The organism is Dethiothermospora halolimnae (genome assembly GCF_037577855.1).
In the GTDB taxonomy this organism is placed as follows: Bacteria; Bacillota; Clostridia; order Tissierellales; family VENL01; genus Dethiothermospora; species Dethiothermospora halolimnae.
This window is the reverse complement of record NZ_JBAKFX010000045.1, coordinates 1-14,255: the sequence shown is the minus strand read 5'-3', so window position 1 is coordinate 14,255 and position 14,255 is coordinate 1. Positions and strand designations below refer to the sequence as shown.

21 protein-coding genes are annotated in these 14,255 nt (G+C 29.0%); 1 reads left to right on the top strand and 20 read right to left on the bottom strand.

The window, feature by feature from the left end:
• Positions 1 to 102 precede the first annotated feature (102 nt).
• The 4 genes from V6137_RS15435 to V6137_RS15420 form a co-directional block, all read right to left on the bottom strand.
• Positions 103 to 378 (bottom strand): tetratricopeptide repeat protein, encoded by a 276-nt coding sequence (locus V6137_RS15435; protein ID WP_425448851.1) that lies wholly within the window; start codon positions 376 to 378, stop codon positions 103 to 105.
• 37 nt (positions 379 to 415) lie between these two features.
• On the bottom strand, positions 416 to 583 hold the full coding sequence (locus tag V6137_RS15430; protein ID WP_425448850.1) for a hypothetical protein: 168 nt from the start codon (positions 581 to 583) through the stop codon (positions 416 to 418).
• Positions 580 to 738 (bottom strand): hypothetical protein, encoded by a 159-nt coding sequence (locus V6137_RS15425; protein WP_425448849.1) that lies wholly within the window; start codon positions 736 to 738, stop codon positions 580 to 582. The genes V6137_RS15430 and V6137_RS15425 overlap by 4 nt, the downstream gene beginning before the upstream one ends.
• Before the next feature lie 80 nt (positions 739 to 818).
• Positions 819 to 1,637 carry a class I SAM-dependent methyltransferase gene (locus V6137_RS15420; RefSeq protein ID WP_425448848.1) on the bottom strand — a complete coding sequence of 273 codons (819 nt, stop codon included), beginning with the start codon at positions 1,635 to 1,637 and terminating at the stop codon, positions 819 to 821.
• Between the two features lie 280 nt (positions 1,638 to 1,917).
• Here V6137_RS15420 and V6137_RS15415 point away from each other — a divergent pair, with 280 nt between their 5' ends.
• A complete protein-coding gene (locus V6137_RS15415) occupies positions 1,918 to 2,121 on the top strand; it encodes a DUF4177 domain-containing protein (RefSeq protein ID WP_425448847.1) in 204 nt (67 codons plus the stop codon).
• Here the strand turns inward: V6137_RS15415 and V6137_RS15410 are convergent.
• From V6137_RS15410 to V6137_RS15335, 16 genes are all read right to left on the bottom strand, one after another.
• Positions 2,094 to 3,035 carry a DUF1848 domain-containing protein gene (locus V6137_RS15410; RefSeq protein ID WP_425448846.1) on the bottom strand — a complete coding sequence of 314 codons (942 nt, stop codon included), beginning with the start codon at positions 3,033 to 3,035 and terminating at the stop codon, positions 2,094 to 2,096. The two genes, V6137_RS15415 and V6137_RS15410, sit on opposite strands and share 28 nt — an antisense overlap.
• A 27-nt stretch (positions 3,036 to 3,062) precedes the next feature.
• Positions 3,063 to 3,416 (bottom strand): MazG nucleotide pyrophosphohydrolase domain-containing protein, encoded by a 354-nt coding sequence (locus V6137_RS15405; protein WP_425448845.1) that lies wholly within the window; start codon positions 3,414 to 3,416, stop codon positions 3,063 to 3,065.
• Between the two features lie 98 nt (positions 3,417 to 3,514).
• Positions 3,515 to 4,183 (bottom strand): HD domain-containing protein, encoded by a 669-nt coding sequence (locus tag V6137_RS15400; protein WP_425448844.1) that lies wholly within the window; start codon positions 4,181 to 4,183, stop codon positions 3,515 to 3,517.
• Between the two features lie 78 nt (positions 4,184 to 4,261).
• Positions 4,262 to 5,086 carry a PhzF family phenazine biosynthesis protein gene (locus tag V6137_RS15395; RefSeq protein ID WP_425448843.1) on the bottom strand — a complete coding sequence of 275 codons (825 nt, stop codon included), beginning with the start codon at positions 5,084 to 5,086 and terminating at the stop codon, positions 4,262 to 4,264.
• A gap of 84 nt (positions 5,087 to 5,170) precedes the next feature.
• Entirely contained in the window at positions 5,171 to 5,632 is a 462-nt protein-coding gene (locus V6137_RS15390) for a GNAT family N-acetyltransferase (protein WP_425448842.1), read from the bottom strand.
• A 23-nt stretch (positions 5,633 to 5,655) separates the two neighbouring features.
• Entirely contained in the window at positions 5,656 to 6,273 is a 618-nt protein-coding gene (locus V6137_RS15385) for an HD domain-containing protein (protein WP_425448841.1), read from the bottom strand.
• Between the two features lie 40 nt (positions 6,274 to 6,313).
• Positions 6,314 to 6,694, bottom strand: coding sequence for a hypothetical protein (locus V6137_RS15380; protein ID WP_425448840.1), 381 nt, complete (start codon positions 6,692 to 6,694; stop codon positions 6,314 to 6,316).
• 275 nt (positions 6,695 to 6,969) lie between these two features.
• Positions 6,970 to 7,548 (bottom strand): GNAT family N-acetyltransferase, encoded by a 579-nt coding sequence (locus V6137_RS15375; RefSeq protein WP_425448839.1) that lies wholly within the window; start codon positions 7,546 to 7,548, stop codon positions 6,970 to 6,972.
• Between the two features lie 164 nt (positions 7,549 to 7,712).
• The gene (locus tag V6137_RS15370) at positions 7,713 to 8,219 is read right to left on the bottom strand and encodes a hypothetical protein (RefSeq protein WP_425448838.1); all 507 of its coding nucleotides are present in this window, start codon (positions 8,217 to 8,219) and stop codon (positions 7,713 to 7,715) included.
• A gap of 124 nt (positions 8,220 to 8,343) precedes the next feature.
• A complete protein-coding gene (locus V6137_RS15365) occupies positions 8,344 to 8,811 on the bottom strand; it encodes a hypothetical protein (protein ID WP_425448837.1) in 468 nt (155 codons plus the stop codon).
• Between the two features lie 71 nt (positions 8,812 to 8,882).
• Positions 8,883 to 9,650: a Nif3-like dinuclear metal center hexameric protein gene (locus tag V6137_RS15360; RefSeq protein ID WP_425448836.1), complete on the bottom strand. Its 768-nt coding sequence runs from the start codon at positions 9,648 to 9,650 to the stop codon at positions 8,883 to 8,885.
• Positions 9,651 to 9,663: 13 nt separating this feature from the next.
• The gene (locus V6137_RS15355) at positions 9,664 to 10,395 is read right to left on the bottom strand and encodes an HAD family hydrolase (protein ID WP_425448835.1); all 732 of its coding nucleotides are present in this window, start codon (positions 10,393 to 10,395) and stop codon (positions 9,664 to 9,666) included.
• Positions 10,396 to 10,616: 221 nt separating this feature from the next.
• Entirely contained in the window at positions 10,617 to 11,543 is a 927-nt protein-coding gene (locus tag V6137_RS15350) for a transposase (protein WP_425448834.1), read from the bottom strand.
• A gap of 96 nt (positions 11,544 to 11,639) precedes the next feature.
• Positions 11,640 to 12,326, bottom strand: a complete 687-nt coding sequence (locus tag V6137_RS15345; protein ID WP_425448833.1) for a carboxypeptidase-like regulatory domain-containing protein — start codon at positions 12,324 to 12,326, stop codon at positions 11,640 to 11,642.
• Between the two features lie 76 nt (positions 12,327 to 12,402).
• Positions 12,403 to 13,002 (bottom strand): YdcF family protein, encoded by a 600-nt coding sequence (locus tag V6137_RS15340; RefSeq protein WP_425448832.1) that lies wholly within the window; start codon positions 13,000 to 13,002, stop codon positions 12,403 to 12,405.
• Between the two features lie 180 nt (positions 13,003 to 13,182).
• Positions 13,183 to 14,109, bottom strand: a complete 927-nt coding sequence (locus V6137_RS15335; RefSeq protein WP_425448831.1) for a transposase — start codon at positions 14,107 to 14,109, stop codon at positions 13,183 to 13,185.
• Positions 14,110 to 14,255 lie beyond the last annotated feature (146 nt).

The window sequence follows — 14,255 nt, the reverse complement described above, 5'->3', positions numbered from 1 at the left end:
CCATTGCTACTTTCTTTATAGAAATTTCATATACTTTATCCGTTGTATCTTATAAACTGATTATATTTTTTAATAATACCTTCACTAAAGCTATAGTTTTCTTTATTCTAAAACATCTAACATTTGACTTAAATGCTCCTTGGATTTTTCTGCTATCCACAATTTATTTCCCTCATCTAAAATTTTCTTATATTTGTCCTTTGAAGAAGAAACATCTCCTATCTTATCATCTATTTGGGCCAATCTATAAAGTACATTTAAATATATACGCTTACTTACTTTCTCCTTTAATATTTCTTTAAACTTTTCTCTGCTTTCTTCATATTTTTTCAGAAAAAAAAGTCTTTCTGCAACAATTAATTTCATTAATAACGTCATTCTTTTATTTACAGGTGACTGTATCGATATATCACTCTTAAATAATTTCTTTCGCCTTCTCAAACTTACCCATTAAAATAAATCCTGCTGATTTATCAATATTTAAATATGCATTCATTTTAGGATTTTTCCCTGTTAAGGATATCTGTTCCTCAGTAGCCTTAATAAATGCTTGGGGATCACAATTTTCTTCTATTAACCTCAATCTTTTTTACTTCTTATATAGCTAATAACTATGTAACCACTAAGTGCCACAGAAAATGTAATTATCCCTGCAATAATAGGATTATCCATTATTACTACTAAAACCATCATTATAATAAATGTAATAATATATAAGCTCCCTCGCCTCATTAACATACACTATCTCCTTTTATTGTTATGATTTGTTAAATGCATGCTATCACAATTATTTTCTATTTGTCAATAAATAGTTTAATTTAATACAATGAACCGTCCCTTGCTTGTCCCTTTAACTGTTTACGACCCCAAAATATAGCTCTAGGAGAATCGTTACTATAGGGTCCTCCCTTTCTATCACCATATTTCTTTATAATGTCAAAGTTGTATTTTTTTAACCACAACTGTACTTCGTAAGCACTTACTGGATGTTTTTGTTGTATATATTGACTCTCTATTATCTCTCCATTTGATTTTATCACTTTTCCCCTTCTTTTGAATTTAGCTAGACGTTTCTTTACATCATACCAAATAGTTTCCATAGTTGTTTCAACAGTAGAACCATCATCTGTAATACCACATAAAGATTTCCTTACTATCCCCTTCTGTTGCCAACTAGGGTCAAGATCACCTTCCATATGATTATTATCTATATAAATATATCCACCATTATTTAGACTATTGTATGCCTTTTTTATACACAACTCTTGTTCTTCCTTTGTTGCCAATTCGTAAAAGCAATTACCACCTAATATAACTAAATCAAATTTCTCTGGCCATTTATAGTTAAGTACATCCCTATTAATTAATTTAACTTTATTAGAGGGAACATTTCTATTTTTTACTTTCTTTGCATACAAAGCAAGCATTCCTTTTGCATTATCAATCCCAACCACCTCATGTCCCTCCTCTGCAAAGGGTAATGATATTCTTCCTGTACCACAAAATGGTTCTAATATATTGATTTTTTTATTATTTAAATGCTTTTTTATTAAAAGTACATCGTCTATATAATTTTCATTTTGATCATAAATCTCTGCAACATAAGTTCCTATATCATACATGTTAACACTTTTCATTAACTACCTCCTAAGTTTAAGTTCACCATAGTTGTTTTTATTGTATAAGTAAATAACTTTTCTCCATTCTTATTAACCCCTTATTTTCTTAGTGTGGGGGAAGATTATTAATTCTATTTAATTGCTCTTCTTCTACCTATTATTATTTCATAGTTTAATATATCTTTTTTAGGAATAAAACAATTATAATTAAACTTTCTCCTAATCATAACATACCATTGTACATATTACCATATTATGGTATAATTATTGTAATCTTTTGTTCTAAGGAGTGATACTAATGTATGAATATAAATCAGTGGAAGTTCCGTTAAAAAGAGGTCTTAAGGTCCACACAGGTGATACATTTAATGAATGTATGGGTGTTATACAAGAGCATGTAAAGGAAGGTTGGAGATTGGTTCAAGTTTTAGCTCCGCCAAGTGAAAAAACTGGAGTCTATATGCCTTCTAATTATCAAATCATATTTGAAAAGGAAATTTGATTATCAATATATGTTTTGATTTTCCTGTCGGTAATTTTATCTTTTGATTCCAAATTTCCTATAAGCATGGGAGAGTTAATATCGTGTTTTAATATATTATTTTTTATGCTTTTATCACTAAAATTTGCATAACAATATAAGCACCCATAATCGCATGTATTATATGTCCCTATATCTATACTAGCAATACAGCCACACAATTCTCTTTGATTTTTATCCTTTTTTATTTCTAGTTTTTGATTAACTATTCGTGATATTAATTCTCCATCTATACATTTTCCATGATTGATACCTACTCTAGATAAATTAATTTTTTCTGAACATGATTCTATAGTAATATTATATTTACTAGCTATTTTAGATAGTTTTTCTCCTATAAACAGCATCTTCTCATAATTAATATCCTCTTGATTTATATATTTCATATTCCTTTTTATCTTAGTATATAAGTCAATAAAACTAATTACACATTTATCCGTATATCCGTATAGTCTCGAAGCCAATACCTCAAAATATTTCTCATGATAAGCAATATCTATGTCTTTTGTTAAGAGTATAGGATCATATCTCCATATAACTTTTTCCCTTCCTATTTTCTCTGAGAGGAACTTAAATGATTTTATTATATTTTTCTTCATGGGAACATTTTTTTCAATCTTTTTGTCATAGGGGTTAATTGTAACCTGAAAATAATAATTATATTTATTGAGTTTATCAAGATTTTTTATAATATTAGTAGGATCTTTAGTCCAGAATACTATACAATCAATGACTTCAGGAGTTAACTTTATCTTACTAACTTGGCGATAATTCATAGGATTTCGTACTAGTACATAACCTTCCTTTAGTCTATTAAAAAACCAATCACAATAAAATGCCAGTATATCTGTTCTTCTACTTACACTTAATATCATCTAACCACCTCTAAAAACTTATGTTGATTAACCCTCAGCATGTTCCTTAATATAATCTCTGTTCATATTATTCTTATATTTTTCTTTATAAATCTTTGAAAATTCCTCTTTATTAACCTTAAATCTATTTAATACATCAGAATAATACATTAACACATCACACATTTCCTCAACAAAATGTTCCCTTACTTTGGGGTCATTCATTATCTGATCTTCCCCTTTTTTCTTAACTATTGAGATAACTTCTCCAATTTCTTCAATCATATATAGTATAAATGTCTTTCCGTGATTAGGCTCCATCGGGGCCCATTTTTCTTTATTATTTTCCCAAAGTGATTTTGACATTTTTAACATTTCTTCTATTGATAAATTTTCTTTCATGGTATGTTGCTCCTTTCTTATTTTAAATATTCCCTCTTATATATGTATGTTTATTAAATAAACTTTTAATTTTTATGTTTTATATGTGATTAATAGAATTATTCAATTCCTTTTATCTCTAGTTCTAGGCTTTTAAAAAAATCATCCATAATTTTCAATCTTTTCTCGCCAATTTCTTTAGCCTTTTTAGTATACAACTTTTTAGGAACATGTTTAAACTTATCTTCATATTCCATAAAGGGAGAGTGCTTGGAAACATCTTTAAGTCTTCCATTCTCACTTGTATTTGTTGACTTGTAATCATCAACCATGTTATCTTTTGATAAATTTTGTCCAAATTGACCCGCAAGCATAAAGGTTCGGGCGATTCCTATAGAACCTATTACATCTAATTTATCAGCATCAAAAAGTATTTTAGCTTCAATTGTTTTAGGTTCATTCCCAGACCTATATCTATGGGTTATAATACAGTGCTTAATTTCTTTAATTTTTTTATCATCGTAATCTAAATCTTTCAATATATCTTCAGCCATCTCTGAGCCTAAAATAGCATGGTCAGTTCCGCCACTTTTATCTTTACTCTCAATAACCCTCGCAATATCATGTAGTAATGCTGCAGGAATTAAAACATCTAAGTCGACATTTTCCTCATGATGGGATAAGAAAATGCACATATTATGTACCCTCATAACATGATCTAAATTATGGGCTGAACAGGATAATTCTCTTTTCATAATATTTTTTATTTTTTCAATTTTAGTTTCCATAAATTAAGATACTCCTTCTTCTGCATTTTATTTATTGTTTTTAGTAGTACCTATATAATTGTATTTTTTTACATATAACTATATATATATTTCTCCTTTTAATACTATAACTGCCTCACCTATTAGTTCTAATCGATTATTACCTTTTAATCTAAGTCCTATTTCACCGCTTCTATCTGAGGCTTGATATGCATTTAATATCTTTTTTCCTAATATATCTGACCAATAAGTTGCCAACAGTGTGTGTACTGAGCCAGTAACTGGATCTTCGTTTACTCCAGCCCATGGATTAAAGTATCTAGATGTAAAGTCATATTTCCCTTTGCTTTCAGCCGTAACTGCAACTCCTTTAATATCTTTTAAGTTTAGTTTTTTCATATCTTCAAAATTAGGCCTTATTTTTACTATGTCTTCTTCTTTGTCCATATGTAATACTAGTTTATTTGTTCTTTTTCCATAAAAAATTCTTTTATAATTTTGTATATCCATAGCCTTTAATAAACCTTCTACATCTACACTCTTATTGTAAACAGGCTCATCACTGGGAAAGTCCAAAATTATACCAGTTGTATCTTTTCTTATCTTGAGTCTACCACTCTTTGTTTCATAAACAATATCATTATATTCTAAGTTGAATCCATTAAATAGGACCTCTGAAGCTCCAAGTGTAGCATGTCCACACAAGTCTACTTCCGTTTTTGGTGTAAACCATCTTAATTGAAATATATTCTTTTCTTTATGTAGTATAAATGCAGTTTCAGATAAATTCATCTCTAATGCAATTGATTGCATAATTCTATCTTCTATCGGTTCATCTAAAATACATACTGCTGCTGGGTTACCTTTAAACAATCTATTTGTAAATCCGTCAACTTGATATATTTTTATAGATCTTTTTCCCACTTTCTTAACCCCCTATTCTTCTGTAATCATTAGTTTTTATCCCCCTCTTAAGTCACAAATGTTATAATCAGTTTTATAAATAATTTATAACTTTTTTCTCATCACCAATCTTTGCCCATTATCCTCTTCCTTTAACTTATTCATACCTACCTTAGTATAAAAGCTAATAGCCCTTTTATTAGCAACATCTACCCGTAAATGATATTCTTTTAAATTTAATTTTCTAAAAAATTTTTCTCCATAATCAACTAACTCTCTCCCTAGACCTCTATTCCGATATTTCGGTATAAGATAATACAGATTCACATAACCAATTTGTCTACCACAATACTCCCTAATAAAGAGACCAATCTGACCAATTGGTTTATTTTTTTCTTCTATTATTAATTGTCCCTTGGGAAACTTACTAACCCTTTCTGCCATTCGATTTAAATAAGCTATTTCATCAAATCCTTCCTCTGTACCATGACTTATAGAATAGGTGTCTTTTCTAAATTTAATAATCATATCCTTATCTTTCTCAATATCAATAGTACGAAAGTTCAATATACCCCCTCCCTCTCTGTTTATTATATCTCTATATAAAAATCCCCTTGAGTTTCCACTTTAAATCTATCTATAAATGAATGTACAAACTTAATTTTGTCATCGAAAATTTTACGTGACACTTGATAATTAAGAGAATCTCTACATTTTTTAGCATGGGACTCAAATTCATTTTTGTAAAACTCCAATGATTTATACATAGGTTTATCTTCATAAGCAGAATACTGAAAATTCATCCATATCTCTATTGAGCCAAAATGATCAAGTACATCTGCATCTTGTACTATTTTTATGTACTCCGAATAATTATTATCTTGTTTTCTTAATGTATGATAATGTATTATTTCTGAAATTTTTTCTATTTCACTTTCTGTACAATGCTCTTTAAGAATGTCCTTTACTAAAACAGCTCCATATCTTCCATGGGGCTCTATACCTTTGGCTACATCATGAAATAATGAGGCAATAACCATAATATCATCATGGGAAGAATTATCACCAAGAATATGTTCCCTTAATTTTAAAGAAAGCTTCCCAACCCTCTCTCCATGGTAATAGATAAAGCCCTTTTCCCGTCCTATATGTGCTTTTCTATTTATCATTAACTCTCTAGCAACTTCTTTAAGTACATTAATATCCATATTTCACCTCCAATATACTCTATAATAATATTTCATTCATTTACTTAGCCTGAAATTCATCTATAAGTCTAATATCTTTAATATCCTTTTCTCTTCCTAGCTCTGATTTTTGCTTTTTAATACTTTCTAAACTCCCCACAGGTAAACCACATATAAATTCTATTTTATCTACAAACCAATTTTCCAATATTTCTATTTTGTCGTTTACTTCTACTATCCTTGAACCATCTTCTACTACTTCGTATTTACAACCCTCTTCTATAAAGTCTTCAATTAATTCTGTAGTACAGCCTAAATCAATATCGTTTGTAGCCTCTTTAACTCCATGAATTACCAATGCTGCACCGGAAGTTAGCCAATATTCCCCTAAGGGCAAGTCCACTTCTTTAAGAATCTTAATTATATCTTTTTTATATAACATTTTTTTCATCCCCCAATGAATTTTTTAAATTAATTGTTTTGCCTCTTCAATAATTAATGAGTCTCTCCTAGAAATAAACTTTGCCATATATTTACTCTTAACAAATCCCTTAATAACACTCTCTGCATTATCAAGATTCATCCACTTAAATATAAAACCCTATATCCCCCTTCCCTTTAGTACAATACTGCAAATATATATTCTATTCCTACCATCAAAAAATCCCTATAACAATACTAATCCATAATAACCACTTAATTTTGTCATTTTTCATTTTAATTAAATTCCTTACCTTTATTTAATATCTTATTTATCTTCGAATCCTTAAATTCATCGTTAAGAATATCCATAAATACTTCATCATACTCATTTTCTCCATATATAATAGATTTTCTTCTCCTTCCTATTTCTTTAAAGCCACATTTCTTGCATGCTTTCATTGCTGCTTTATTAAATGAAAAAGTTTCTATCATTATATTTCTTAAATTAATAACATTAAACCCAAAATCTAATAATAATTTTGTTGCTTCCGTTCCTATTCCGTTGCTTCTATTATCTTTTTGACCTATAAACATTCCCATCATTGCATTTTTATTGATTAAATTTACTCTCATAAGTCTTGCTATACCTATAACTTCATCATCTTCTTTCCTTACAATATAAAAACCATAACCCCTATTATTCATATTTTTTAAGTATTCCTTTTGTAGTTCATATGTAATCATATCAGAGATGTCCCCTGTTTTTAAGGCAACTTCTATGTCATTACTCCACTTGGCAACCTTATCTGCTTCTTTACCATCCACCGGTGATAAATAACAGTTATCACCAATCATTTTTCTTAAATGTCCCATTTTATCACTTCCTTAAATTTTTTATGTAATCCTCTATACTAACATCAAAATACTTGGCGCTAATTATTGAATGGGCAATATCCAAGCAAAGCCCTAACTGTTTCTATCACTTTCATAACCTCCAATTTTATATTTAATAATATTGATTAATAACAATATATTTTTTAATTTAACCAATACTTCTCTTCCAACTCTATTGCTCTCCCTTTTAATGGATCAACTATATAGTAAATATTGTTACCTTCATATTTTATTTCATAATAATATGATCTATCTACAAATAAGCTTCCACTATCCTTTACAGGTACAGTACTTTTATCAATAGACTTATTGATAAATACTATATCATCCATTCTCTCAAACTCATTTTTAACTATCTCTTTACCTTCAGAGTAAGTATAATTTGGTAAAGAAATATAAATTACTGTAGGTATTATAAGCATCAGTAGTATAAAACTGATCATTCTTATTTTTAAATAACTCTTTTTTCCGTTGTATAAAGATATGAAAGCTATTGGTTGAACTATAAATAAAGCTAAAAATCCAATATCATAAACCTTTCTATAGTCTTTAAAGCTTTTATTTGAAAAATAAGCTAGTTCTAATATGGATACTAACGTAATTGTAATAGCTATGATCTTTTTCCCTTTTTCATTTGCAAAGATTTCCAAAACCTCCCTCTTAAAAATATTCTCATAATTACTATACTTAATTTTTTTACTTTTAGATAAAATATTATTTGTTATGTAAAATTTTAAAAGATTAGCTAAAAAAACAACGAGGATTTCCTCGTCATTACATTTTAGTATTATCCTTTTTTGATTGAATTTTTGCAATTGCCCTCATATTATCTGCAGTAACTATTTTAACTGTAGAAAAATCATGGTTAAGATCGTTAATCTTATCATGAACATATTGAATCTCATGCTTTGTTTCTTCCCTTGTTATTTCATGTTCTTCTGTTATTCTACTATTTAACTTCTCTATATCTTCATTTACTTTATTAAACCCATCAGTCATCTTTTCTTCCATTCCATTGAGTCTCTTTTCTACTGTATCAAGTCTTTTATCCATTGTATCAAATCTTTTATCCATGCTATCAAGTCTTTTTTCTACTGTACCCAGTCTCTTTTCCACTGTATCAAATCTTTTATCCATACTATCAAGTCTTTTTTCCACTGTATCAAATCTTTTATCCATATTATCAAGTCTTTTATCCATATCAGTTAGTTTCTCTACAATTTGGTTTAGTATTTTTTCCATCGATTTCACCGTCCTCTTCTTATATTATAGCATATACCCTTTTCAGATAAAATAAATATTGATACCAAAACTTATAACATCCCCGCTGTTTCTAGATGATCCTCTTTGATTAAAACCATATCTAGTTCCCTATTATTCTCCACCACTATTTCGGCCATACTCTTAACCCCTGGTAATTCAGTAAATGTATGACTTCCAACTAACACATTTATATTATGAATCTTTGCATATTGAACCGTATATAATATCTTCTCTCCAGTTATATAGACATCACAATTTTCCTCCACAGCTTCTTTCATATCACTGGTTAAGTGTCCTGCGCCACATAAGATAAAAGCACGTTTTATTTTTTTATTGTGAAATTTCCAGCTTAATGAATTTTCTTTTAATGTATCTTGAAATCTAGCTCTCAATTCACCGTGACTTATAGCTTTATCAAACTCTCCAATTACTCCATAACTATAACCATCCTGAGTAGAAACTTTCTTTAATTTAGTAAGTCCCAACTCTTTAGCTAAACTGTTATTTGTACCAAATTCACAATCATCCAATGGTGAATGATTAAAATAATGGGATATCCCATATTTTTTTAATAGTTCCATACATTCTTCCTTTAAACCATATATAAAATGCCATGCATCATGGTGGGTTAATATTAAGTCTACATTCAATTCATTAGCTTTATTAACTACCTCCGGGGTAAGATTTGTACAATATCCAATCTTTTTAATATCTTTACCTGCATCATAGGTTATTCCAGTTTCCTCATTGTAATCAGAGTTATTCCTAGTCCTAAACCTTTGATTCAATTTATCTATTATATCATTTAACATTGCCATATTATATCTCCTCCTATTTGGCTTTATCTAATACATCTATAAGTTCATTCCAATCCATTACCTCTAAGCATTCTTTTTTGGGAACTATCTTCTTTCTATCTTCAATTGCCCCTTTATACCAAACTGGGAATATTCCACAATTCCCTGCACCATCAACATCACACACCCCATTATCTCCACAATACCAAACATCACAGGGAGCTAACTTGGCTTTTCTAAGGGCAAGTTCAAATATACGTTCATGGGGTTTTCTAAACACATACTCACTACTGGCTATAATAAATTCAAAATTATGGGATGGAATATGTTCACTTATTATCTCCCTTAATAATCCACCACTAAATGAAATATTACTAATAACTCCAGTTCTTATCTTCTGTTTCTTTAGGTATGCTAAAAAAGCATTTATATTTTTTGTAGCCTCAGAACTTATAGCACCATTGGCAAAAATACGTTCTACTTCTTCATGGGGTTTTATTAATTCGATATCAAAATACTCATAAAGGTATTTTTGAAAAATATGAGTATGTACCTCTAGTATTGATTCTTTATCAATATCTACTCCATACCTTCCAATCTCCTTATTCAACTCATTAGCTAAAGATTGAATCATTTCTTTAGAGACATTACTAGGATTATTACAGGCCTTAGATAACACTGCTTCAGTCCCCTTTAACGGATCAAAGGAACTTTCATTTACAAGAGTTTGACCATAATCAAAAATAATCATTTTAGGCTTTCTCATTTTTCTCTACCTCCTAAGGGACAGTTCACTTTAAAATTTTATTTTTTATTAATTTAAGGGACAGTTCATTAAAAAAACTTGTCTTTTACTTAATTTTTATTTTTATATTTAAAATTTTATATATTACAATTATTTCCCTAGAAAATTTCAATAGCTTGTCCATATTTTTTTATTAATAATAATTTTGTTAAGTTTAATTATTAAAAAATTCAAATAATATTTTATGCAGCTTTTAACTTAATAAATTCATCAATTATTCCTTTATATTTTACTTTAGTATCTATTATTCCAGATCCCATACTACATAAAGTCGACACCCTAGACTGACTTATATTACCTATGATACCACAGATATCTTTAGTTTTAACATCGCAATACCTATTTAAAAACAATATAAATATTGCTTTCCCTTCTGTTCCCTCTCTTTTATACCTCTCTGTCAGTACCCTCTTATCAATTCCAACATAATCACATACAAATTTTTTAACATCCTCTGGGTCATATTCCCTTACTATTATGTGTCTCTCACTTATATAATCAGTTTTTTGGTCCTTAAACTCAATATGTCTTTTAGTTTTCTCGTCATTGCTATTTTGAATATATTCTCCCATAAAGTCCCTACATCTTTTTTGGGCTTTTTGAGAGTCCTGACTGAAAATCCCCATCATAAAACTCATATCCAATACACAATATTTATTTTGTACCAATCCCATATAGATTCCAAAACTAGAATAAGGGTATCTCTCTTCTTTGCCTTCCCATCCAGGTATGTCTTTACAATTGTTATGTATATATCCAAAGCAAACCTTAAGGTACTTTTCCTCCCCTATAATCTCACTTCTAAACCTATCAGCAAATAAATGTCCTTTTCTCTCATATCTTATATTATATCTTTGGGCATAAGACTGATTTATCCGTTGCATAAACTTTGATACATCGGCACCATTGGAGTCTATCATGAAGTGGGCATGATCATCCATTAGACAATAAGCATATACTTTAAAGTCAAATATTTTTTGATATTTTTTTATTATACCTAGATACATATCCTTATCATAATTTTCTTTAAATAACTTTGAATCTCCAACACTTCTAACCATAATATGATATATAGAATCGCAACTTTTTTTGCGGGCAGTTCGTGGCATAATATCACTCCTTATATTTTATAGGTGATATTATTGTCAAAATCTCCATTTTTATACTTAGTTTATTATAATGAACTGTCCCTTAGCCTGTCCTATTTATCCCCTTGATCTTTCTTCTTTCCAAAATACACTTCCTTCACCTTTTTCTTCAGTTTCTCTATCTGTCAATCTGATATCAACTTTATTATATTCATACCTATCTGTTCCATTATTTAAACCAACATGAATTAGATATGAATAGATGTATTTATTTTCCCCACCATACTCCTTAACTCTATTAATTTGAAATACTTCGACTTTTTTATTATTAATGAATACTTCAATATCATTTTTGGTTAACTCAGGACATATATCGATTAATTCAACTGAATCCGCTACACTTTTCTTCTTAAAATTACATATACCTGATTCTTCAAGTTCTTTAGCTTTCTTTAAACTCATAGGTCTAAAATATACCATAAGCTGAGGAAAACTCCATTTTACTGGAAAAGCAGTTAAAGAATATATTTCTAAACCATCGATTTGTGCGTTTATTTCCATATTATCAAATAAAGGTACATTCCAAGCCCAGTATTCAAGGTAATTTACTTTATAATCTTTACAAGCATAAAATGCATAATATACTCCCTTTTCCACATTTAGTTCGTACTTGCCATCATCATCTGTATAAGTTTTATATATATTCTCAAACTTATCATTTGTCAATCGAACTTCCGCTTTCGATAGTGGTGTCCCATTAAAATCTGTTATATTTCCATAGACCTTTACACATTCATTATTCATTTATATCCCCCTCATCTTATAAACTGATATTTTATAAAAATTCACCAGCTTCATATCCCTATACTTTAAATATTTATCAATTAAACATCCTATACACTCTATATCCTATATAGTAATATACTTCTCTTAGCAAAAAGCTCCCCTTACTTTTCCAACTCTTATAACGAGTTGTAGGAGTTGGAGATGTATAGGATTTTAATCCATAATCTTTTGCCATTAGCATCGCTCTTTTCATATGTAAAGGATCACTAACTATTATGAAACTATTCAATCCGTTATCTTTTGCAATCTTTTTTGCATAATATAAATTTTCTTGTGTTATTTTAGATTTTGTTTCAATCAATATATCATTTGTTTGTATTAGATTGTCCTCTGCATAGTTCCTTGCTGCTATAGACTCTGCTACTTTTTCATTCTCTCCTTGTCCTCCTGTGAAAATAATCTTATCCACATATCCATTTTTATATAACCATATACCATGATCAATTCTAGCTTTAAAAACAGGAGAAGGTTCATATCCCCAAACAGCTGCCCCCAATACAATGGCTGCGTCTGCTTTAGTCATTTTATTATACTTGCCATATTCATTTATACTTAAAGCAATACAAATAGAATAAGTAAAAATTATAAAACACATGATCATAAAAATTATTACACATATTTTCTTCTTTTTCATTTCAGCTCCCAACCCCTAGGGACAGTTCATTATAAAAACTTGTTTTTTACCTAATTTTTATTTTTATATTTTAAACTTTATATGTTATAGTTATTATTTTATACGATTTCAATAGCTTGTCCATATTTTCTTTTTAATAATATTTTTATTAAATATAATTCTTAAAAATCCAAATAATACCTATGCAACTTTTAAATTAATAAACTCATCAATTATTCCTTTATACTTTATTTCACTATCTATTATTTTAGATCCCATGCTACATAAAGTTGACACCCTAGACTGACTTATATTACCTATTATTCCACATATATCTTTAGTTTTAATATCACAATATCTATTTAGTAGCAATATAAATATGGCTTTTCCTTCAGTTCCATCCCTTTTATACCTTTCCATTAACGTTCTTTCATCTATCCCTGTATAAGTGCATACAAACTTTTTAACCTCATCCGGATCATAATCCCTTGCTATTATGTACCTTTCACTTCTATAGTCAGTTTTTTGATCCTTAAATTCTATATGTCTTTTAGTCTTCTCATCATTGCTATTTTGAATATATTCTCCCATAAAGTCTCTACATCTTCTTTGGACTTTTTGAGAGTCCTGACTGAAAATCCCCATCATAAAACTCATATCCAATACACAGTATTTATTTTGTACCAATCCCATATAGATTCCAAAGCTAGAATAGGGATATCTCTCTTCCTTGCCTTTCCATCCAGATATGTCTTTACAATTGTTATGTATATATCCAACGCAAACCTTAAGGTACTTTTCCTCCCCTATAATCTCACTTCTAAATCTATCTGCAAATAGATGTCCTTTTCTCTCATATCTTATATTATATCTTTGAGCATAGTACTGATTTATTCTTTGCATAAACTTTGATACATCTGAGCCATTAGAATCTATCATAAAATGGGCATGATTATCCATTAAACAATAGGCATATACCTTAAAATCAAATATATTTTGATATTTTTTTATTATACCTAAATACATTTCCTTATCATCATCTATCTTAAATAACTTTGAATCTCCGACACTCTTAACCATAATATGATATATGGAATCACAACTTTTTCTACGGGCAGTTCGGGGCATAATATCACTCCTCTTATTTTATAGGTTTTGTCAAAAGTTTCATCAAAAAACCTTGACAAAACCTTTATTTTTACAAATTTATATATAAAATACTTGCCACCCCCAAAAATAGGGTACAATTTTATTGACAAGATAAAATTAAGACC